The organism is Methylobacterium sp. C1, assembly GCF_001854385.1.
Classification (GTDB): domain Bacteria; phylum Pseudomonadota; class Alphaproteobacteria; order Rhizobiales; family Beijerinckiaceae; genus Methylobacterium; species Methylobacterium radiotolerans.
The window spans coordinates 3,673,730-3,696,466 of record NZ_CP017640.1 but is presented as its reverse complement, the minus strand read 5'-3'; the positions used below and the strand labels follow the sequence as shown (position 1 = coordinate 3,696,466).

Here is a 22,737-nt window from a genome sequence, read left to right as displayed (position 1 = left end):
CGCCATGACCGCGTCTTCCACGTCCGCCCCGGCCGCTTCCGCCGAGGCCCTGATCGCCCGGCGCCGCGACCTCCTCGGCGCCTCGTACCGGCTCTTCTACGAGCGGCCGGTCCACATCGTGCGCGGCGAGGATGTCTGGCTGTACGACGCCGACGGGCGCCGCTACCTCGACGCCTACAACAACGTGCCCTGCGTCGGCCATTGCCACCCGCGGGTGGTGGAGGCGGTGACGCGCCAGATGGCCACCCTCAACACCCACACCCGCTACCTGCACGAGGCGGTGCTCGACTACTCCGAGCGGCTGCTGTCCACCTATCCGGCCGCCTTCGGCCACGTCATGTACACCTGCACGGGGTCCGAGGCGGTGGACCTCGCCCTGCGGATCGCGCGCTACCAGACCGGCGGCACCGGTCTGGTGATCACGCGGAACGCCTATCACGGGACCACCGAGGCCACGGCGGGGATCTCCCCGTCGCTCGGCCCGGCCGTCCCCCTCGGCCGCGATGTCTGGACGGTGCCGGCGCCGGACGCCTACCGGAATCCCGGCGTCGACGTCGGCGCGCGGCTGGCCGAGGACGTTCGGGCGGCCTTCGCCGACATGCGCCGCCACGGCGTGCGGCCCGCGGCGTTCATCGCCGACGGCATCTTCTCGACGGACGGGACCCTGGCCGAGCCCGCCGGCTTCCTCCGGCCGGCCCGGGAGGCGGTCTCGGAGGCCGGCGCGCTCTACATCGCCGACGAGGTGCAGCCGGGCTTCGGCCGGACCGGGGCAGGCATGTGGGGCTTCGCCCGCCACGGCATCGTTCCCGACATGGCCGTGATGGGCAAGCCGATGGGCAACGGCCTGCCCATCGCGGGGGTCGCGATGCAGCCCGAGGTGGCGGAACGGTTCGGCCGGGACGTGCGCTACTTCAACACTTTCGGCGCCAACACCGTCTCGATCGCGGCGGCCGGCGCGGTGCTCGACATCCTGGCGGATCAGGACCTGGTGGCGAAGGCCGCCGCCACCGGCGGCCTGATGCTGGAGGGGATGCGGGCGCTGATGGCGCGGACCCCGGCGATCGGCGACGTGCGGGGGGCGGGCCTGTTCCTCGGCCTCGACCTCGTCGCCTGCCGCGAGAGCCGCGCCCCCGATACGGCGCTGGCGAAGCGGGTCGTCAACGCGTTGCGCGAGGAGGGCGTCCTGATCAGCGCGTCCGGCCCCCACGACAACGTGCTGAAAATCCGCCCGCCGCTGACGTTCTCCGCCGAGCACGCCGCGCTCTTCCTTGAGGTCCTGGGAAAAACCCTGGACGGTGCGGCCTGACAAGAAGAACGACAGATCTGGCAGGAGACGACCCATGCATCCGGCGGAAGCCCTGGATCCGAGTCCGACGGCGGGATCGGCCCTGCGCGCCGATCTGCCGAAGGCGGCGCGGGTCTACGCGACCCTGCGCGAGGCCATCATCGCCATGCAGCTGAAGCCGGGCACGCGCCTCGTGGAGAAGGATCTCTGCGACGAGCTCGGCGTGTCGCGCACGCCCCTGCGCGACGCGATCCTGAGGCTCGCGCAGCAGCGGCTGGTGACGGTGGTCCCGAGCGACGCCACCTTCGTCAACAAGATCATCCTGGACGAGGTGATCGAGGGCCAGCTCGTGCGCGAGAGCTTGGAGCTGCGGATGGTGGCCCTGGCGGCCGAGCGCTTCGAACCCGCCCGCCAATCCGCCTTCGAACTCGTCCTCTTCCGCGAGGCGGACGCGGCGCGGCGCGGCGACAACGCCGAGTCGTTCGCCCTCGACAACGATTTCCACCGGCTCCTGTGCGCCTGCGCGGGCTTTCCCCGCGTCTGGGACACGATACACCTCGCCACCGGCCAGCTGGACCGGGTGCGGCGCAACGCCTTCCCGCTGCAGAACTATCACGTGGAGGTGCTCGACGAGCACCGGGCGATCTTCGAGGCGCTCTGCCGGCGGGACGCGGAGCATGCGGTCTCGCTCCTGCGCACACATCTGGGCGGGACGCTGAACTCGTTGCGGATCCTGCTCGCCCGGGAGCCCGATTTCGTCGCGTTCGACCCCGCCTCGCCGGCCTTCGCGCTGCTGAGGCGATCCGAGCAGGCCGGGGACGCTGCGCCGCCCGGAGGGGCCGAAGGATCGCCGAGGCGGCGCGCCCGGCGCAGCGTCGCGGACCGCCGAACTGCGCCGGGAGCCGTGTAGGGCGATGGTGATCCCCGTCGTTCTCAAGACCGTTCCGGAGCACGCCCGCGTCTGGCACCGCGTGTTCGCCCAGGAGGCGCCGGAGCTGAGCCTGATCGACTGGGCGCACGGCACGCGGTTTCCCGGCGCGAGCGCCTTCGCCGGTTGGCAGCCGCCCGCGGACTTGGCCGCGCAGATGCCCGACCTGCGCCTCGTGTTCTCCGTCGGCGCCGGGATCGATCACCTGCCGCTCGATGCCCTGCCGGAGCCCGTGCACATCGTCCGCATGGTCGCCCCCGACGTGACGCGCTCCATGGTCGAGTATGTCACGCTCGGCGTGCTGGCTCTGCACCGGGACCTCGTTCCTTACGCGAGCGAGACCCGTCGGGGCATCTGGAAGCCGCGGGCGATCCGCACGGCCCGGACCACCCAGGTCGGAATCCTCGGCCTGGGCGTGCTCGGGAGCGCGGCGGCCGCGGCCCTGGCCGGGATCGGCTTCCAAGTTCGCGGCTGGGCGAGAAGCCCCAAGACGCTGGACGGCGTCACGTGCTTCGCCGGCCGTGCGGCGCTCCCGGATTTCCTGTCCGGCTGCAACATCCTCGTGTGCCTGCTGCCCCTGACGCCGGAAACGCGCGGACTGCTCGACCGGGACCTGTTCCGGCATCTGCCGGCCGGGGCCGCGCTCCTGAATGCAGGGCGCGGTGCTCATGTCGTCGAGCGCGACCTGATCGCGGCGTTGGACACGGGCCAGCTCGGGGCTGCCATTCTCGACGTGCTGTCGGAGGAACCGCCGCCCGCGGATCATCCGCTCCTCGGCCACCCGCGGATCCTCGTGACTCCTCACAGCGCCAGCGCGAGCCAGCCGGACGATGCGGCGCGTCAGATGATTGCGGCGGTTCGAGCCCTTCGCGACGGGCAGCCGCTGCTCAACCGCGTTGACCGTCGCCGCGGTTTCTGAGCGCCGTCGACGATTTCCGGATCAAACCGGTCCGGCCGACGTCCGCACCGTGCGGCGCGGAGAATCGGGCGGCGGGGTGCGGCGGCCCGAGTTCCTGTAACGTTGTCGTCCTCTGGGGCACGTTCGGGAACGGGCACGTTCGGTGCTATTTGCGGCTTACCCGGGGGGCGCGTCGTCGACGAGGTCTCGCGCGCAACTTCTATCCCAGCGCGCTGCATTGACGATCACAGGACTCGGAGAGTCTCCGGTTCAGTCCGGCTCACAGCCTACGCCAGCGAAGAACTTGGCGCGAGGTTCTAGCGGCGGCTTTCACTCCCCCCGCTCGCGCAGATCCCGACTGCAGGGCCGTCCCATCGGTCGTTCCTCACCCGGAGCGTCCGATGAATCAGCCCGTGACCTCTGTGTGGACCCAGCCGTAGCGACCCAGCGCAGACCGAAAACGCTCGTGCGCCTCGTTTAGCCGAAAAGCTCGCATCTGCGAGCACGCTTCAACGCGATCGTCGCTGTCGGATCTCTCTACCGGTCTGAGCTCACGACCTCATCCGTCTCGCCGATGAGTCCCCTCAATATTTCAATCAAATCCGCCGCTCGATATGGCTTCTGCAGCAGAGCGAAGCCGTTCGTGTCCTGGTTTTCTTTCAGATAGCCTGACGACAGCAGGATCTGTATCTTTGGCCACCGCTGGCGAACCAAGTGTCCGAGGTCTATTCCGGTCATCGCCCCGGGCATGTTCACGTCGCTGAAGACGAGCGCGATATCCGGAACATTCTGCAGCATGTCGACGGCCTCGGCTCCGTCAGTCGCGCTCAAAACCTTGAAGGCAAGCGCCTCGAGCGTCGAGACAACAGTGGAGCGAACGTCGGCGTCGTCCTCGACGACGAGCACGGCCCTGCCAGCGCCGTCTAGCGGGTCCGGCACTCCCCTGGTCGCGTGCGGGTGCGCATGCTCCGGCGTGAAGTTACCTTTGACGATTTCAGGTAACGTGATGACGAACCGCGTGCCCTGGTCCGGATTGCTATTGACGGTGATGGTTCCGCCGCTCTGCTGCACGAAGCCGTAGACCATGCTCAGACCCAGGCCGGTGCCTTTGCCGGTCTCCTTCGTCGTGAAGAAGGGTTCGAACACGCGGGCCAGGACGCCCGGCGACATCCCCGTTCCCGTGTCGGTGACCGTGATCTCCACGCAGCGGACCGGCTCGATTCCGTCCTGTACACCGGGCTCGCCACGCCTGATGGAAATGCTCAACGTACCTCCGTTCGGCATCGCGTCCCGCGCATTGACAGCGAGATTGATGAGAGCGGCTTCGAACTGGGCATGATCGACGCAGACTTCCGGCAGGTTCTCCTCCAGCTTCGCCGAGATCGTGATCTGCTCGCCGAGCGTGCGCTCGAGCAGCTTGACCAGGCCAGGGATGAAGCTCGTGAAGTCCAGCGCTCTCGGCTGGAGCGGAGAGCGCCGGGAGAAGGCCAGCAGCCGGCTGGTGAGCTCTGCGCAGCGATGCGCTCCCTCGATGGCACTCTCGACGCGGCGGAGCGCCTTCTCGTTCCCCTGGAGCGAGCCCTTCATCAGGTCGAGATTGCCGATCACGATGCTCAACATGTTGTTGAAGTCGTGGGCGATCCCGCCGGTCAGACGGCCGACGGCCTCGAGCTTCGAGGCGTGCTGCAAGCTGAGCTCGAGCTCCTTGCGCTCGGTCACGTCGAACCACATGCCGAAGAGCTCGACCCCCGTGCCGCTCTCATCGCGGTTGACCGCGATCTGGTCGAGGATGTGCCGCTCCGTGCCGTCCGCGTTGCGCCAGCGATATTCCAGAGCCACGGCACCGACCTCGGAGACGGTGCGCAGATCCGCCAGCACGCGGTTCCGGTCTTCCGCTTCGAGGCGGGACTCCCAGAGGCTGGATCCGGCAAAAGCCTCGCGCGAGAAGCCGGTGATGCGCTCGATGCTGTCGTTGGTGAAGTGGAGCCGCCGGTCTTCCACGCCGAGCGGTGAGGTGTAGAGCGCGATGGGAAGGCCGCGCAGCACGGCGGCCTGATGCTCCGCCTGCCTGCGCAGCGCCTGCTCGGCCTCGAGCTTCTCGCCGCGCACGCGCAGGTTCTCCAGGAGCAGCTGCTTCTCAGCCGCCGCCTTGCGCTTGATCTCTTCGGTCTTGCGGTACAGGTCGACGAAGACGTCGACCTTCGACTTCAAGACGAGAGGTTGGATGGGCTTGAACACATAGTCCACCGCTCCCGCCGAGTAGCCGCGGAAGATGTGCATGTCGTCCTTGTTGTGCGCCGTGAGGAACAGGATCGGGACGCGCGACGTGCGCGAGCGGCTGCGGATGAGCGCGGCCACCTCGTAGCCATCCATGCGCGGCATCTGCACGTCGAGCAGGATCACGGCGAAATCCTCCCGGAGGGCCCGGCGCAGGGCTTCCTCCGGGGAGTTTGCCAGGACCATGTCGATTGCCGGATCAGCGAGGATCTCCGAAGCGGCGAGCAGATTGCGCTGATCGTCGTCGACGATCAGGATTTTCGCTCGGACTGCATCCGGAGTAGCGAGCCCGGCAAGCTGTTCGGCGGCGGCAGCGGCACCAGTCGGACGGAACTCCAGCCGGTCCGTCATTGTGTTTGCCGTTCAAGGCCCTGTGCGCCGCTCACCGGCGCGGCGCTGTCTACGACCTCACCACGCCTCGCCAATTGCACGCGCAGCACGGCGAGGAGTTGGTCCATGTCGATCGGCTTCGAGACGTAATCGGACGCGCCCGCGTCGAGGCATTTCTCGCGGTCGCCTTTCATGGCCTTCGCGGTCACCGCGATGAGCGGCAGGCTTCGGAAGGCAGACTGAGCCCGGATCGCCCGCATCGTCTCGTAGCCGTCCATCCCGGGCATCATGATGTCGATCAACATCGCGTCGATGTTCGGGTTGGTCTGGAGCAGCGCGATGCCGTCCTGGCCGTTCTCCGCAAACAGGACCTCCAGCCCGTGCTGCTCGAGGGCGCTCGTCAGCGAGAAGATGTTGCGCAGGTCGTCGTCGACCAGGATGACGCGACATCCCTGGAGAGACTCCGCGTCTTTCCGCTCGACGCGGATCTGCTCGTCGGGCGGAACGCTGGCGATGGCGCGATGCAGGAACAGGGCGGTCTCGTCGAGGAGCCGCTCGGACGAGCGCGTGTCCTTGAGGATGATCGTCGAGGCGGAATGCTTGAGCTGCTGCTCCTCGGGAGCCGTGAGTTCCCGGCCGGTATAGACGATGATCGGCAGCTCCTCGCCCTCCTGCGTGGCCCTGATCCGCTCGATCAGCTCGGAACCGCCGATATCGGGCAGGCCGAGATCGATGATCGCGCAGTCGAACCGGCCGCCGGTCAGGGCTTCCAGCGCGGCCGTGGCCGTACCGACCCCGAAGATCTTGACGTCCTCCTCGTCGAGCAACGCCGTGATGCTGGCGCGCTGGTTCTCGTCGTCCTCGACCAGCAGGAGGCTGCGCACCGGCCGCGTGATGAACTCCTTCGAGCGCTCCAGGGCCCGCATCAGTCCCTCGCGCTCGACGGGCTTCTCCAGGAAGCCGAAGGCGCCCGCGCGCAGCCCGCGCTTCTTCTCGTCGTTGACCGAGATGACGTGGATCGGGATGTGCCGGGTGCGCGCATCGTTCTTCAGGAGGTCGAGCAGGGCCCAGCCGTCCATGTCGGGCAGGCCGATATCGAGGGTGATGGCATGCGGCTTGAAGCGGTGGGCGAGGCTCAGCGCGCCGGCGCCATCCTGCGCGATCAGACCCTTGAACCCGCGCTCGCGCGCCAGTTCCAGCAGCACCGAGGCGAACATCGCGTCGTCCTCCACGATGAGCACGATATGGTCGCCCGGATGGATGGCATGACGGTCATCCGCCGAGGCCGAGAGCGCCATCGCGGCGTTCGGCTGCCGGCCCATCAGCGCCGACGTTCCGTTGCCCTCGGATGTCTCCGCCCCGCGCGTCGTGACCGCCTGCACAGGCGGTTCGAAGGGCAGGAACAGGGTGAAGGTGCTGCCCGAACCGACGCGGCTCTCGACCACGATCTCGCCGCCCAGCAGACGGGCGATCTCGCGGCTGATCGCCAAGCCGAGGCCGGTGCCACCGTATTTGCGGCTCGTGGTCCCGTCGGCCTGCTGGAAGGCCTCGAAGATGATGCGCTGCTTGTCCTCGGCGATGCCGATGCCGGTATCGGTCACCGACAGGGCCAGCCACTGGCTCCCGGCGCGCAGCGGTGACCCCTCCGCGGAGCCGATCCTCAGGGAAACGCTGCCCTTCTCGGTGAACTTGAAGGCGTTGGAGAGGAGGTTCCGGAGAACCTGCTGCAGGCGCTTGGAGTCCGTGCGCACCGCGCGCGGCAGGCCCGGCTCGACGTCGATCACGAAGGCGAGGTGGCGCTCCTCGGCGAGCTGCCGGAAGGTCCTGTTGAGGTTCTCGACGAGGTCCTGCAGCGTCACGTCGCCGATCTCGAGCGACACGGTCCCGGACTCGATCTTGGAGAGGTCGAGGATGTCGTTGATGAGCGACAGGAGATCGGTCCCGGCCGCGTTGATGGTCTTGGCGAATTCCCGCTGCTTCTCGGTGAGGTTCCCGTCCCGGTTCTCGGAGAGAAGCTTCGAGAGGATCAGCAGGCTGTTGAGCGGCGTGCGCAGCTCGTGGCTCATATTGGCCAGGAACTGCGACTTGTAGCGCGAGGTCAGGCTCAGCTGCTCGGCCTTCTCCTCCAGGGCCGTCTTGGCGATGGAGACCTCGCGGTTCTTGCCTTCGACCTCGCGCTTCTGGATCTCGAGGAGGCGGGCCTTCTCCTCCAGCTCCTCGTTGGTCTGCTGCAGGCGCTCGCGCTGGCTCTTCAGAAGATCCTCGGATTGCTGCAGCGAGGCGGCCTGGAGTTCCAGGCGATCGTTCGTCTTCTTGAGTTCCTCCTGCCGGCTCTGCAACTCGCCGGTCAGGAGCTGCGACTGCTTGAGCAGCCCCTCCGTCCGCATGTTGGCGGCGATCGTGTTGAGCACGATGCCGATCGACTCGGTCAGCTGGTCGAGGAAGGATTGATGCGTCTCGCTGAACCGGTTGAACGAGGCCAGCTCGATCACCGCCCGGACCTCCTGCTCGAACAGGACCGGCAGCACGATGATGTTAAGCGGCGGCGCCTCGCCGAGGGCCGAGCCGATGGTGATGTAGTCGCCGGGCACGTGGGTGAGGAGGATGCGCTTCTTCTCGAAGGCGCATTGGCCCACGAGGCCCTGGCGGAGGCGGTACCGGTTCGAGAGGTTCTTGCGCTCCGTGAAGGCGTAGCTCGCCATCAGATCGAGGACGGGCTCCCCGCCCTCGTCCTCCACCATGTAGAACACGCCGCGCTGGGCGTTCACGAGCGACGCGATCTCGGACAGGATCAGGTTCGACACGGTGGCGAGGTCGCGCTCGCCCTGCAGCATGCGGGTGAACTTGGCGAGGTTCGTCTTCAGCCAATCCTGCTCGGCGTTCTTGAGCGTCGTGTCCCGCAGGTTGCGGATCATCTCATTGATGTTGTCCTTCAGCGAGGCGACCTCGCCGGAGGCCTCGACCGAGATCGAGCGAGCGAGGTCGCCCTTCGTCACGGCGGTCGCGACTTCGGCGATGGCGCGGACCTGGGTCGTCAGGTTCGCCGCGAGCTGGTTCACGTTGTCGGTGAGATCGCGCCACAGGCCCGCGGCACCCGGCACCCGGGCCTGACCGCCGAGCTTGCCCTCGACACCCACCTCGCGGGCCACATTGGTGACCTGATCGGCGAAGGTGGCGAGCGTCTCGATCATCTCGTTGACCGTGTCGGCCAGGGCGGCGATCTCGCCCTTGGCATCCACCGACAGCTTCCGCTTGAGGTCGCCCTGCGCCACGGCCGTGACGACGTCCGCGATGCCCCGCACCTGTCCGGTGAGGTTGGCGGCCATCATGTTCACGTTGTCGGTCAGGTCTTTCCAGGTCCCGCCGACGCCGCGGACCTGGGCCTGACCACCCAGTTTGCCCTCCGAACCGACCTCGCGGGCGACGCGCGTCACCTCGGAGGCGAAGGAGTTCAGCTGATCCACCATCGTGTTGATGGTGGATTTGAGCTCCAGGATCTCGCCCTTCACGTCGACGGTGATCTTCTTGGACAGGTCGCCGTTGGCCACAGCGGTGGTCACGTCGGCGATGTTGCGGACCTGACCCGTCAGGTTGGCCGCCATCATGTTCACGTTGTCGGTCAGGTCCTTCCAGGTCCCGCCGACGCCGCGCACCTGCGCCTGACCGCCGAGCTTGCCCTCGATGCCGACTTCGCGGGCGACGCGGACCACCTCGGAGGCGAAGGAGTTCAGCTGGTCCACCATCGTGTTGATGGTGGATTTGAGCTCCAGGATCTCGCCCTCGACGGCGACGGTGATCTTCTTGGACAGGTCGCCGTTGGCCACCGCGGTGGTGACCTCGGCGATGTTGCGCACCTGACCGGTGAGGTTGGCGGCCATCATGTTCACGTTGTCGGTCAGGCCCTTCCACACGCCGCCGACGCCCTTCACCTGCGCCTGTCCGCCGAGCTTGCCCTCGGTGCCGACCTCGCGGGCGACGCGCGTCACCTCCGAGGCGAAGGAGTTCAGCTGATCCACCATCGTGTTGATGGTCGACTTGAGCTCCAGGATCTCGCCCTTCACGTCGACGGTGATCTTCTTGGACAGGTCGCCGTTGGCCACCGCGGTGGTCACGTCGGCGATGTTGCGCACCTGACCGGTCAGGTTGGCCGCCATCAGGTTGACGTTGTCGGTCAGGTCGGCCCAGGTGCCCGCCACGCCTTCGACGCGGGCCTGACCGCCGAGCTTGCCCTCCGAGCCGACCTCGCGGGCGACGCGTGTCACCTCGGAGGCGAAGGAGTTCAGCTGATCCACCATCGTGTTGATGGTGTTCTTGAGCTCCAGGATCTCGCCCTTCACGTCGACGGTGATCTTCTTGGACAGGTCGCCGTTGGCCACCGCGGTGGTCACGTCGGCGATGTTGCGCACCTGACCGGTCAGGTTGGCCGCCATCAGGTTGACGTTGTCGGTCAGGTCGGCCCAGGTGCCGGCGACGCCGCGCACCTGCGCCTGACCGCCGAGCTTGCCCTCCGAGCCGACCTCGCGCGCGACGCGCGTCACCTCCGAGGCAAAGGAGTTCAGCTGATCCACCATCGTGTTGATGGTGTTCTTGAGCTCCAGGATCTCGCCGCGCACGTCGACGGTGATTTTTTTCGACAGGTCGCCGTTGGCCACCGCGGTGGTCACGTCGGCGATGTTGCGGACCTGACCGGTGAGGTTGGCCGCCATCATGTTCACGTTGTCGGTCAGGTCCTTCCACGTCCCGCCGACGCCTTCGACCTGCGCCTGACCGCCGAGCTTGCCCTCGGTGCCGACCTCGCGGGCGACGCGCGTCACCTCGGAGGCGAAGGAGTTCAGCTGGTCCACCATCGTGTTGATGGTCAGCTTCAGAGCCAGGATCTCGCCTTTGACGTCGACGGTGATCTTCTTGGACAGGTCACCCCGCGCCACCGCGGTGGTGACCTCCGCGATGTTGCGGACCTGCCCGGTCAGGTTCTCGGCCATCATGTTGACGTTGTCGGTCAGGTCCTTCCAGACGCCGCCGACGCCCTTGACCTGCGCCTGCCCGCCGAGCTTGCCCTCGGAGCCCACCTCCTTGGCGACGCGGGTCACCTCGGAGGCGAAGGAGTTGAGCTGATCCACCATCGTGTTGATGGTCGATTTCAGATCGAGGATCTCGCCCTTCACGTCGACGGTGATCTTCTTGGACAGATCGCCGTTGGCCACGGCTGTCGTGACCTCGGCGATGTTGCGGACCTGACCGGTGAGGTTGGCCGCCATCAGGTTCACGTTATCCGTGAGATCCTTCCAGGTGCCGCCGACGCCCTTGACCTGGGCCTGGCCGCCGAGCTTGCCTTCCGAGCCGACCTCGCGCGCGACGCGTGTCACTTCGGACGCGAAGGAATTCAGCTGGTCGACCATCGTGTTGACCACTTTGCCGATGCGCAGGAACTCGCCCCTCAGCGGGCGGCCGTCGATCTCGAGCTGCATGGTCTGACCGAGATCACCCTTGGCTACCGCCCCGATGACCCGCGCGACTTCGGTGGTCGGTTGCACGAGATCTCCGATCATCGTGTTGACCGAGTCCACGCAGTCGTTCCAGCCGCCGGTTGCCGCCGGCAGCTTGCCGCGCTCATTGATGCGCCCGTCCTTGCCGACCGCGCGCGCGACCCTGTCGAGTTCCCGCGCGAGTCCTTGGTTCAGCTCGACGATGTCGTTGAACGCTTCCGCGATCTCGCCATCGATGCCCGTCAGATCGAGCGGCAGGCGGGCCGAGAAATCGCCCTTCCGGAACGCGCGGAGGCTCTTCAAGAGGAGCTTCGGCTCCAACTGCGACGTGGTCGGCGTCATTCGGATACACCTTCAGGGTAGATGCACAGGCCCGATGAGGCCGCCGTTCGGATCGCGGGCGCAGCGAGGAAGCACCGACGGCGAAGAACAGCAATAGGGCTCAATGTAGATGGTTGCCCTTTCGTTCGATCCGCGCACCGGGCCAGCACGTTGCAATTCCTGATGGACAGCAATTGGACCGAAAATGGAGCGACGGGTCGCCGAGCGTTGCTGCTTAGCTTCCTCCGCGCGCTCCCGAATTAATGCATGTTAGGAGCGTTCAACTTTGGTTCTGAGCTCCTCCCGTGGCGTGCGGGACTGAGATCGCATCGGCTTGTATTCGCGGCTCTGACGCTACTTCAGCGAGCGCTCACGGAGATCGACGGTGGGCCATATGATGGCGTTGTCGGCCGAGGGGCGCCGCCGCGGGCTGTCGTTCGTCAGTGGAAGGCCGCGTCGCGACGTAGGTATCCGCTGCTGCTCCTGCCTGAGCGTGTCACACCAGGCTGTATGTCCAGCCTGGTCGAAGGCAGCGCGTCTGCCTCTGTTGCGAGCCTGCTCCGAAACGGGGCGGCAGCTTCTAGCCAGCGTCTGCCGGCACGAATCGTTCGCCTGAAGGTCTCAGATGGGTGGTTTTCCGCCGGTCCGCTTCCGAGAGGCGTATGCATGGAAGCGGACGTCGACATAGCTGGAGTCCCAGCCGAGACGCGGAGGCACCTGCCGCGTCAAACGTCTCGTTCCCTCGGTGTGAAACTCCGGGCCAACGCTCGTGCTGCCGCACCGTGGCCCGCGTTTCAGGCGAGTACGATAGGACCACGCGCAACGTTTTGGTCAGGCTATGCTGGCAGTGTCGCCGCCTATAGAGGCCTATAAGACAAGTGACTGGACGAGAACGATGCGGATCGTGTCAGGCGGCGAAGTGGAAGCCACGACGATCCAGCTCTCAGAAATTCTAGGCGCCCTAAGCCACGCCCTTGATCTTACGGAGGGTCAGCCCGTTGGCCATTGCGTCCGCGCGACTTGGATCGGCTTCCACATCGGTCGTGAGCTAGGCCTTCCAGATCTGCAGCTCTGGGAACTCTACCATACGGTGATGTTGAAGGACCTCGGGTGCTCCAGCAATGCCGCGCGCATCTGCGAGCTCTATCTCTCTGACGACCTCAGCTTCAAGCGCGACTTCAAGACGGTGAGCGACAGCCTGCCCAAGGTGCTCGGCTTCGTCTTTTCTCACACCGGTCTCAAGGCAGGCCTCGCCGAACGCTTCCGCGCTGTGCTCAACATCCTGCAGAACGGCGGCACGATCGTCGACGACCTCATCCAGACGCGCTGCCAGCGCGGCGCGCAGATTGCCCGTCAGCTTCGCTTCCCGGCAAGCGTCTGCGAAGCCATCCACGCGCTGGACGAGCATTGGAACGGCAGTGGTCGGCCGGACCGCCTCGCCGGCCCCGCGATCCCGCTCTACGCACGCGTGGCGCTACTTGCCCAGGTCGTGGACGTGTTCCACACCGCAGCCGGTCCCGCGGCCGCGATAGCCGAGGTCCGGGCGCGCTCGGGCACATGGTTCGATCCTCAGGTCGTCGCCTGCTTCGAGAAAATCGCCTCCGAAACCGGGTTCTGGGATACCCTGGCCTCGGAAGAGGTCGAGGAAGCAGTGGTCGCGTTGGCGCCGGCCAGCCCGATCGTGGTGGACGAGGATTACCTCGACGATATCGCCCGTGCCTTCGCACAGATCATCGACGCCAAAAGTCCGTTCACTTCTGGCCACTCTGAGCGCGTCGCGGTCTACGCCGACATGATCGCGGCTGAACTCGGCTACTCGCCGGAACGACGCCGGTGGCTCAAGCGAGCTGCGCTCCTTCACGATGTCGGCAAGCTCGGGGTATCGAACGCGATCCTCGACAAGAACGGCAAGCTGGACGAGGCGGAGTGGCGCGATATGCGCAACCACGCATCTCTGTCCGAGACCATCTTGGCCCGCGTCGCGGTGTTTCATGAGATGGCCAGCATAGGTGGTGGTCATCATGAGCGGTTGGACGGCAGGGGCTATCCACGCGGGCTCGCTGGCGATGCGATCGCGCCCGAGACCCGCATTGTCTCAGTAGCCGATGTGTTCGATGCGCTGACCGCCAACCGGCCTTACCGCGCAGCTATGTCGCTTGAGAAAGCGCTCGGCATCATGCGCGCGGACCTTGGAGCGGCGTTCGATCCAGTCTGCTTCGCGGCGCTGGAGCGGGCGCTCGTCGCCATCGAGGGTGATCTCGCCCGCGCGGCTTGAATGACGCTCGGCCGACCAATTGCCTACCGGACTGGGACCATCTTGCCAGCGCCGCCGTGGGCGGCCTTGCCACGGGGTGACGCTTCTCTAGACGCCCAGATAATCATCGTCCGCACCACCCATCCGCAGACTGGCGAGCGCAAGGCCAGGAGGCAGAGCGAGGTGAGGAGGCGGGAGAACATGTTCTGAGCGTCCTAGACTTCTGTTGAGCGGCGAGCTTAGATCGCTGGTGGAGCTATCAGCGGCGCCTTGCGAAAGAGTGCACCGTCCAACAATACATGCTGATAGCAATTTCGATCGCATTTGATACAACCTGAATTGCACCTTCTAGATGTACAGATCTTCCGGTGACTCCAGCGAGACAGCGCCTCCGTCGGCTTTTTAAGACCGCCCAAATTGAGATCGATGGCGGAGTCAGGTCCGGCCTAGAAAGGCCGCTCGGGGTGGTTTTCCGCCGGTCCGCTTGCGGGCTGCAATGCATGAGAGCAGACGCCGCCGCCGCTCAGACGCACGGTCCATCTGAGCTGCCAGCCGGCCTTCTTGCTCAGGTTGACGGCGACGGCGGAGGCATCCCATCGAACGACGGGTGGCCAGTGCCAACCGTCAGATTTTCTCCACTAGGTCGCGGACTCATTAAGCTCGCAGCCAGACCCGCAGGGCTGCGAGCTTGACGCTGGCTAGGAAGTTGTCGGGATCCTTGTCGTAACGGGTGGCGACGGCCCGGAAGTGCTTGATCTTGCTGAAGAAGCGCTCGACCAAGTTGCGGTACTTGTACAGGAACGGGCTGAACGCCGGCACTCGCTTGCGGTTGGGCATCGGCTTCACGTTCGCCCACGCGCCCTGCTCCGCCATCCGAGTGCGAAGCGCGTCGCTGTCATAGGCTCGATCCCCCAGCAGGATCTGGCCCGTGCCCAGACCGCCCAGCATGTCGGCCGCCGCGCGCCCATCGTGCGCTTGACCCTCGGTGATCTTGAGCGCCACCGGACGGCCGTCGGCATCTACTAGCGCGTGGATCTTGCTCGTCAGGCCGCCGCGCGAGCGACCCATGCCACTGGATCGGCCGTCTTTTTTTGGGCGCAGGCGGCATGCTGGTGCACCCGCACGCTGGTGGCGTCGATCATCTGCAGGTCGCCGTCGTAAGCCTTTGACACCGCATCCAGAAGCCGATCCCAGATGCCACGCTTGCGCCAGCGCCGAAAGCGGTTGCCGCAGGTCGTGTGCGGGCCGTAGCGCGCCGGAATGTCGGCCCAGGGCGCGCCCGTGCGCAGCCGCCAGAAGATCCCGTTGAGCACCCGCCGATCATCCACGCGCTCCTTGCCGCGCACGTCCGTCGGCAACAGCGGCTCGATCACCGCCTACTCCGCATCCGTCAGATCAAACCGCGCCATCAAGGCCCTCCTGCTCAGAGGGCTAACGACGCCGCGGTTCAACCGTGCCAGCCGTTATGGGTTCGCGACCTAGTTCACGAGTACAGAATGGCCGCCTGATGTCGCGCTTGGCAACGTCGAGCCGAACGTGAAGGCCGAGTTGCCGGTGAAGTGCACCTGCGAGGCAATCACCGACCCGAAGCGAGCAGGGTTCGTGGTCGTCCCATTGCCTGTGAACGTAACCGACGTGGCCGGCGCATACAAAATCCCGTCTAGGAACACGGTGGAATTGCCGCTGATCGAGAGTGAGGCGCCGGTCGCGGAGCGCGACTGGAATAGCACAACGCCTTGGAGAGCACCGTTATTCGGAGCCGTCAGGCTGATCGACGGTGTGCCGACGATGTCGAGTGAGGAGGTCGCATCGAGAAACAGAGTCACGCCCGATCCTGATATAGTGGAATTACTGTTTATCTTGATCGAGGCGCCTTTGAAATAGTAGGTCCCCGCCGCTAGTGTGACACTCCCCCTGAACGTTGTCGCACCTGTGAAGCAGCCTGCCGTCACAGTGCCGTTCAACGTGCCGCCTGCCTTGCAATTGACGGGGGTGGGTTCGGCGACATTTGCGAGCGGGTCTGCCGTAGGGGAGCCGCACTTCGTGATGGCTGGGCTGTAGCCGCGCGGGCTCTGCGACGGCGACGTCGTCTGGCAGATCGACGTCGCTGTCATCTGCGCAGCGTTGCCGTTCGACGAGATTGCAGTTGCTGCGGAAGACTTTGCGCGCGCCGCGCAGTTCAGCTTAACCGTCGTGCTGCCGACAATCGTAAGTGTATCTGAGTTCGTGGGGTCAAGCGCGTACAGGCAGGCCGTACCAGCGCCACCATCCCCGTCGGTGGCCATGATCGCGATTGAGTGGGCCGACAAGCTGAATGGGCCGGCAGAGCCGGCAAAGCGCGAGAAGAAGCCGAGCACCCGGTTTTGATGCGCCTCGTCCCTGGACGCGGTCACCCGCACGGCGTTCGCGGGTGCATTGGCATCTGCCGTCCGGTACGTCTTGGTCGAGGCGTCGTAGACGACCAATTCGACGTCGCTGGCGAGCGTGACCTGCCCGGCATTGGGAGGGGCATTCAGATTTGCCAGCGAGACTGCGGTCTGAGTGGCCTTTGCCGTGTCTGGCAGCTGGCGCACGCCTGCCACCGCTCCTGCGTCGGCGGCGATCTGCAGGCGCATGGCGTTGTAGCGCAGCACACCCAGATCCACGGCGAAGGCGCCGACGCCGAGCATGACCGGCATGGTCAGTGCGGAAAGGAGCGTTATGCCTCCCTCTTCATCGCGCCAGAACCCCCGCATCACTGCGTTTCCTGGGGCAGGGTTGCGGAGGCGGTCATCGATCGGGTGCCGTAGAGGCTCGCGAAGAAGTTCGTCGGCGCCGCGCTGGTGAGGGGTATCGCGGCTGTGACCAGATAGCGGGTGGCGTCAGCGGGATCCTTGTCGGCTGTTACCGTCGCTCGGCCCTGCGCCCAGCGTGGGAGGGCCGCCACGACGGCATCATGGGCGGTGGTCGTTGTGACGCGACCGAGCGCGAGCTGGCGCGCTTCCGTCCATACCGCTTGCTGCGCGGAGGTCAGCGTGAAGAAGGCGAACGAGAACTCGCAGATGGCCATCATCAGGCCGACGAAGAGGGGCGCTACGAGGCTGAACTCGACAGCGGACGCACCCGAACGGTCAGTGCGCAGTTTCCAGAGCAAACGCGATACCATTGTCAGTGTCTGAACCGTAATGCCTGGAATGCTATACGAGCTCGGATACAGCGTCGGCCTTGTTGGACTGGTTATACGCAGCCAAATTGACTCAATAATTAACAGGCTATGACCAGCATGACGTTTACTGATGGCTGGTTCGCGCGGCCTGGCGACGCCATTATGCTGCACTTGCCGCCCTCTGAAGGTCGCGGTCCCGCTGGTCGCGCAGCCGGAAGAGCCGCTTCAGCTTCGTCACCAAAAGACCTGCGGCCTCCGATTTGTCCCGCCCCTCCCGGTGCAACACTCGCAGCCGATGCAGCAGTGCAGCGACTTCCTGATCAGCCGCTATGATCTCCGCATTCTGTAGCAGCAACTGATGGATCAAGGTCTCCGGCATGCTCCCTCCAAAGCTACTCCTGGCGCTCGTCGCCTAGTGCCTCCGGAACCCGCGACGATCACCCTGGTCAATCTGCGTCGAACCACCGGCGGACCTCACGCCATCGCGAGATATGGATTTTGCTGTACATGATATCTGCTAGGCACGAGGGAAGTCTACCATGCTCGAAAAGACGCCGGCTGCGATGGCTATATCCGTCCGCACCCTACTCGATTGCGCCTATATCGACGGCGGTGATACTGTCGCAGTCCGCTTCGAAGCGGCTGACGGCCAGATCATCGGCGTGCTGATCCCGCGAAGGGTGTTTGCCGCGCTGCAGTCGGCTACTGCTAGCGGCTCGGGGCAAGAACAATGAGCCCTCCGAAGCGGCACCAACGTCACCAGAGAGAAACGAGGCGCGGTACGTTCGTTCTGGGACGGAGAAACAACTTCCGGCAGTCGGGCCGAGCAGCACTCCACAGAGGCTCACAAACGGCTGCTCAGGAGAAGCGACGACGGCGGTCGAAGCAACTGGGTCAGGTCGGTAGCAGGCCGTCCGCTCAGGGTGGTTTCGCGACGGTCCGCTTCTGGTCGCCAATGCATTGAAGCGGACGTCACCGCTGCGTCCACTTTCGACCTTTGGGGGGCTTGTAAAGAACTGCCTTCCAGTGCGTTCATGGCTGAAACAAGTTGGGCTGTTAATGAGAAATTTAGTCTGTTCCTCCTGCCCGCGAATGCAAATTCCACGCAGCAGCCTAGACGTCTAGGTCGCTAACTACCTTGAGACAGCCTGTTTCTAACGGCCGCTTGGCCGCAGCTCTGATCGCTTCGGTGCTCCTCGCCGGTCCCGCACATAGCTTGCCCATCGGCGAGGCGACCGAGGACATCATTGGTGGGTGCAACCAGTTCATCAAGTTAGCACGCAAGGGGCGCTCGCGTCAGGACCCAGACTCTATGCGCCAGCTCGGTGAGTGTGTCGGCGCGGTTCGCACCATGCTCGCGACGGAGATTGCCGCTGATGCCATTTGCCCGACTGAGAGTACTAAGCTGATCGACGCCGTGACCGCGTTCTCCCTATACGTAATCCAGAACCCGGCCGAGATGAAGACCCCCTACGTGGTGCCTCTACGCCGAGCTCTTCGCGCCGCATACCCGTGCTCAGCTGTACGTCAGTAGCCCGCAGCAAGCAAAGGTGCTGTCGGCGTTAAGCATAGTGGCGCTATGCCTCAGATGCCACGGGCGTATCAATCGCTATTAACTAGTGCATCATAACCATGTGCGAAGACCCGGCACGCTATGAGGCTGAGGTCAATCAGATGTTTGGGTCCGAGAACGCTGCTTATCTTCGGCTGCGTGTCTCACTGCGGCAGCTGAATAAACTAGCGGTTGCGCTTCGTACCGAAAAGCACGGCGGGGTTGCGCTCATTTTTGCTTTAGGTTCGACGGCCTTGCTCGGCCTTGCCGGTGGCGGCATCGACTACGCGCATATCGCCTCAAGGCGTAGCCAGCTCCAAAACGCCGTCGATGTAGGTGTGCTGTCTGGTGGAAACGCTATGAAGCTCGCCTCATCCAGTATCGATGCGGTGAAAGGTGTGACTGAAGAGTCGATCCGCACCAGCGCGTCGCCATCGCCCGACCGGCCATTCACAGTGACGGTAGAGGTGGCTAGCGACAAAACCAGCGTGTCGGCGCACGTTCAGGAAACGATGAAGCTCACCTTTGGTGCCTTTGTTGGTATTCGCGCCCAAACCATATCGGTGCAAGCCAAAGCCAGTGTTGTTGGTAAGATGCGGCTTTGCATGCTCACCCTAGACCCCTTATCGCCGGGCGCCTTTAATCTGCGGAAGAGCGCCCAGGTCACCGCTAACGGCTGCTCGCTCTACTCCAACTCGACCAATCCGATCGGCATGGTCGGAGGCGATAGCTCGATAGCGCGCGCCGACACGATCTGCTCGGCCGGCGGCTATCTCGGCGTCCGCGCGAACTTTGCGCCGCCGCCGCAGACGGGATGCCCGGTTATCACGGATCCGCTTAAAGGACGTGCTAATCCGCAGATCGGCGCCTGCGCGAACCTGCCGTTCCCTTTCAACTTGCTGCCGCTCACAAAGATACAGACCATTGACCAGAACCTGACCCTCGATCCTGGCACCTATTGCTACGGCCTTCAGATCAAAAAAAACGCCGTGGTGACTATGAAGCCCGGAGTCTATATTTTCAACAATGGCCCGCTGATCGTGAAGGACAAGGCTACACTCAACGGTACGAATGTTGGATTGTATTTCGCCGGAGACAAAGCAGGTCTTCTGTTCGACAAAGATACGACTGTCAGCCTTACTGCGCCAACCACGGGAGAGATGGCGGGCCTGCTAATGGCCGAGCAGACAACAGTTTCAGATCCGCTTGATCCGGCGCTCCTCGCCAACGCCATTGATCTGGGCGTCACGATACCCCCAACGCCTGCCCCACTCGGTCAGTCGAAACCAATGCGGATCTACCGGATCATCAGCAATAATGCCCGCACGATGCTGGGCACGATCTATTTGCCCGCTGGACGTCTTGTAATTGACGCCGACAAGCCAGTGGCTGACCAGTCCGCTTACACCGTCGTGGTGGCCCAGCAGGTGAACCTCTACGAGGGTCCAAACCTTTACCTCAACGCCAACTACGATGCGACGAGCGTGCCGGTTCCAAAGGGAGTGGGGCCAATCGGTGGCAAGCTGCTGATCACGAAGTAGCATGGCCCCCGTCCACGGGTTCCGAAGCTTCGCCATCGGCTACGTTGGCCTTTAGAATTCCGCGTCCCGACGGTACGTGAAGATCCGGTCACCGCCCTTAGCCGATCTTGTCGGTCGGCCGACAAATGTCGGCTTTCGGGAAATTCCGACAGCGGTCCGAATGCCTGGGTTCGGTCACGAGCCGAATGGCAGCTCCCGGCACAAGCTTGTTACTCTGTTCTCTGCGGGGAACCGGTGAATACGGCACCTTTCACAAGCCAAACGGTGGCGGTCTAGCCGGTACGCTCTGGCTCGATGACCCGTCAGGCCACCTCACGCTCGATTAAACCTTCTCGTTGTACCCCCTGGCAGCCTCAAGGCTTGAGCGGGGTCGCGTCGTGTTGCAGGGGAACGGGTCGAACACGCAGCGCGAGGCACTCCGCCAACAGGCGCTGATCGAGATCGCTCTGCTCGACACGCCGCCAGAGCGAGAGTTCGACGCACTCGCCAAGCTCGCACAACGCATGCTCGGCACCGGCATGTCCTCGATCACTCTGATCGACCCGGAGCGCCAGTGGTTCAAGGCGCGTTGCGGCCCCTTGGCGGCCGAGACCCCGCGTGCCCAGGCGTTCTGCCCCGTCGTGTTCGAGACTGAGGCTCCGCTGATCGTGGCAGATGCCAAACTCGACCGTCGCTTCGCGGCCAGCCCTTTCGTCACAGGTGCCCCGAACATCCGCTACTACGCGGGCGTGCCGGTTCGCGTCCGGCGAGCAGACGGCGACACAATCACGATCGGCACGCTCTGTGTCCTCGATGAACGACCCCGCGAGCCAACGGCGGCAGACTTGGAGGTGCTCACAGAACTGGCCTGTCTTGCAGAGGCCCTGATCGAGGCTCGCGCCGTAGCCCTTCGAGCTACCGAGACCGCCGAAGAGCGCCGTGTCGCCGTTGAGGGTCTGGAGCGTGAGCGCCGCCAGTTCAAGCAAGCGGAGCGCATGGCCGACATGGGATCGTACCGCTACGATATCGAGAAGCAGACAACCTCCTAATCGGATGGGGTCTTCGCCATTCATGAATTGCCCGTCAGCGGCGGCGTGCCGACAGGTGAGATCATGAACTTCTTTCCTGAGACTGATCGCGCCCTCTTCCGCGCGGCAGTCGAGCGCGTGCTAGACACGGGCGAGCCCTTCGAGATGGACGCCGACTTCGTGACAGCCAAAGGCAACGCCCGGCGCGTGCGATGCTCCTGCGAGATCGAGCTGGCCAAGGGTAAGCCTGTCGCACTCGTCGGCTTGATCCAGGACATCACCGAACGGCATGGCCTGGAGGAGCGTCTTCGCCATCGGGCCCGCACCGATGACCTGACACAGCTGGCCAACCGAGCCGAGTTCCACCGTGTTCTCGACGCGCGGCTGCGCGAGGCCCGCGCTTCGGATGTCGACGTGGCCGTTCTCCTGATCGACCTCGACGGCTTCAAGGGCGTGAACGATCGCCTCGGGCATGCGGCTGGCGACGACGTTCTGCGTCGCGTCGCCGAACGGTTGCGCGCATCCAGCTACACCGGGTGCTTACCGGCGCGATTGGGCGGCGACGAGTTTGCGATCCTGGCACCTGCCGCGTGCGACGGCGCGCGCCTGAGCTCGATAGTGCAACGCCTCTTGCACGACCTTGAGATCATCGTGGACGGACAGGGTCAGATCGCGCGCGTGACGGGAACGATCGGCCTCGCGTGGTCCCGTGAGGCCGGACAGGATCGTGACGTTCTCCTGCGCCACGCTGATGCGGCACTCTACGCCGCGAAGCGTGCGCAGAAGGGAACGGCTCAAAGCTACTCGGTTCAAGCGGGCCAGGCGGCCGTGCAAGGCCGCCGCGTGTCCGCTTCCAAGTTCGCCCCAAAATGACGCCTATGACTGACGTGGGTCGATAGAAGGCAGTCCGCTTCTCAAATCGACCTTCCGAAGCGTCGTTCCGCTAACGGCCAGACTTGAACACGTGGATAACACGGCTAATCATACGCCGGTCGTTCACGCGCCCCTTGTTCAGGGCGTCGTTCGACACATGCGGTGCCTCATGGGCACGGGTGCTGTCGGTAGCGTAACGTCACTGAATGAAACTCCGAATAATCCTAATTGCAACGATCGTATCCTTAGTGGCAATTATAGTATTTTTCATGACGTATAAAAGCCCTAAACATCCCGCGAGAAACCCGCTTTCCGTCAAGCGCTATGATGTCATCGCCACGTCAAACGCTCCCGAGCCGTGGGATTCTATCGAGGGATACATTGGATATGAGATTGTAAACAGAGAGTGTCTGCCGATTAGTTCGTTCCTGGGTCAGCAAGACGTGCCGAACTTTGGAATCTCCATTGAAATGAAACGCGTAGATGACCATACTTGGAAAGGATATTTCTTCCGTGATGCGTGGCAGGATGCGGATCTATACAACCTCGGCATCTGTCATTGGGACGTCACAAGCGTAGGCATTTCTGCGATTGCCAGGAAAGTGAGGTTCAACTGGAGCCACACGTTAAATACCCTTCTGCGCGACGGTCTTAAAACGAGCTACTTCAAGAAAAGTCTATACGGAGATGCTGGTGCCGTGCGTTATGGTGCGCAGACCTTAACCGTCGAAGACCCCGAAGTACTGCAAAGCCCTAGTGCGTATTTTCCTGTCACTATCGCGGTCAAAACAGGCGTCCATTGAGACGCGCCAATCAAAATATTCACCCAACATTGTGACG

General features: G+C 64.3%; 12 protein-coding genes and 2 pseudogenes. 8 read left to right on the top strand and 6 right to left on the bottom strand.

All coding sequences use genetic code 11. From position 1 onward, the window contains the following. The first annotated feature begins 4 nt into the window (after positions 1 to 4). Genes BKE41_RS17170 through BKE41_RS17160 form a run of 3 tightly spaced genes read left to right on the top strand, consistent with a single transcriptional unit; the run spans position 5 to position 3,132 of the window. Positions 5 to 1,306 (top strand): aminotransferase class III-fold pyridoxal phosphate-dependent enzyme, encoded by a 1,302-nt coding sequence (locus BKE41_RS17170; protein ID WP_070999886.1) that lies wholly within the window; start codon positions 5 to 7, stop codon positions 1,304 to 1,306. A gap of 34 nt (positions 1,307 to 1,340) precedes the next feature. Next, on the top strand, positions 1,341 to 2,195 hold the full coding sequence (locus tag BKE41_RS17165) for a GntR family transcriptional regulator (RefSeq protein ID WP_063110912.1): 855 nt from the start codon (positions 1,341 to 1,343) through the stop codon (positions 2,193 to 2,195). A 4-nt stretch (positions 2,196 to 2,199) separates the two neighbouring features. Then, positions 2,200 to 3,132: a glyoxylate/hydroxypyruvate reductase A gene (locus BKE41_RS17160; protein WP_070999885.1), complete on the top strand. Its 933-nt coding sequence runs from the start codon at positions 2,200 to 2,202 to the stop codon at positions 3,130 to 3,132. A gap of 516 nt (positions 3,133 to 3,648) precedes the next feature. Here BKE41_RS17160 and BKE41_RS17155 read toward each other — a convergent pair. Then, positions 3,649 to 5,739 carry a response regulator gene (locus tag BKE41_RS17155; protein ID WP_070999884.1) on the bottom strand — a complete coding sequence of 697 codons (2,091 nt, stop codon included), beginning with the start codon at positions 5,737 to 5,739 and terminating at the stop codon, positions 3,649 to 3,651. Next, positions 5,736 to 11,546: a HAMP domain-containing protein gene (locus BKE41_RS17150; protein ID WP_070999883.1), complete on the bottom strand. Its 5,811-nt coding sequence runs from the start codon at positions 11,544 to 11,546 to the stop codon at positions 5,736 to 5,738. The genes BKE41_RS17155 and BKE41_RS17150 overlap by 4 nt, the downstream gene beginning before the upstream one ends. An 874-nt stretch (positions 11,547 to 12,420) precedes the next feature. Here BKE41_RS17150 and BKE41_RS17145 point away from each other — a divergent pair. Then, a complete protein-coding gene (locus BKE41_RS17145; RefSeq protein ID WP_063110381.1) occupies positions 12,421 to 13,800 on the top strand; it encodes an HD-GYP domain-containing protein in 1,380 nt (459 codons plus the stop codon). Between the two features lie 633 nt (positions 13,801 to 14,433). On the opposite strand, the pseudogene BKE41_RS30370 reads toward BKE41_RS17145, so the two are convergent. From BKE41_RS30370 to BKE41_RS17115, 4 genes and pseudogenes are all read right to left on the bottom strand, one after another. After that, a pseudogene (locus BKE41_RS30370) lies at positions 14,434 to 15,095 on the bottom strand (IS5 family transposase); the annotation flags it as partial. A gap of 162 nt (positions 15,096 to 15,257) precedes the next feature. Further along, positions 15,258 to 16,514 (bottom strand): pilus assembly protein TadG-related protein, encoded by a 1,257-nt coding sequence (locus tag BKE41_RS17125; protein WP_070999881.1) that lies wholly within the window; start codon positions 16,512 to 16,514, stop codon positions 15,258 to 15,260. Beyond that, entirely contained in the window at positions 16,514 to 16,912 is a 399-nt protein-coding gene (locus BKE41_RS17120; protein ID WP_159392761.1) for a TadE/TadG family type IV pilus assembly protein, read from the bottom strand. Before BKE41_RS17120 ends, BKE41_RS17125 begins: the two co-directional genes overlap by 1 nt. 172 nt (positions 16,913 to 17,084) lie before the next feature. Then, positions 17,085 to 17,303 carry a hypothetical protein gene (locus BKE41_RS17115; RefSeq protein WP_070999879.1) on the bottom strand — a complete coding sequence of 73 codons (219 nt, stop codon included), beginning with the start codon at positions 17,301 to 17,303 and terminating at the stop codon, positions 17,085 to 17,087. Between the two features lie 160 nt (positions 17,304 to 17,463). Here BKE41_RS17115 and BKE41_RS17110 point away from each other — a divergent pair, with 160 nt between their 5' ends. The 4 genes and pseudogenes from BKE41_RS17110 to BKE41_RS30365 all read left to right on the top strand — a co-directional run bounded on the left by BKE41_RS17110 (position 17,464) and on the right by BKE41_RS30365 (position 22,700). After that, the gene (locus tag BKE41_RS17110; RefSeq protein ID WP_070999878.1) at positions 17,464 to 17,658 is read left to right on the top strand and encodes a hypothetical protein; all 195 of its coding nucleotides are present in this window, start codon (positions 17,464 to 17,466) and stop codon (positions 17,656 to 17,658) included. 898 nt (positions 17,659 to 18,556) lie between these two features. After that, positions 18,557 to 20,017, top strand: coding sequence for a Tad domain-containing protein (locus BKE41_RS17100; protein WP_245295799.1), 1,461 nt, complete (start codon positions 18,557 to 18,559; stop codon positions 20,015 to 20,017). 377 nt (positions 20,018 to 20,394) lie between these two features. Then, a pseudogene (locus BKE41_RS17095) lies at positions 20,395 to 21,897 on the top strand (diguanylate cyclase). A gap of 269 nt (positions 21,898 to 22,166) precedes the next feature. Then, complete coding sequence (locus BKE41_RS30365) at positions 22,167 to 22,700, top strand: hypothetical protein (RefSeq protein WP_083374374.1); 534 nt, start codon at positions 22,167 to 22,169, stop codon at positions 22,698 to 22,700. Positions 22,701 to 22,737 lie beyond the last annotated feature (37 nt).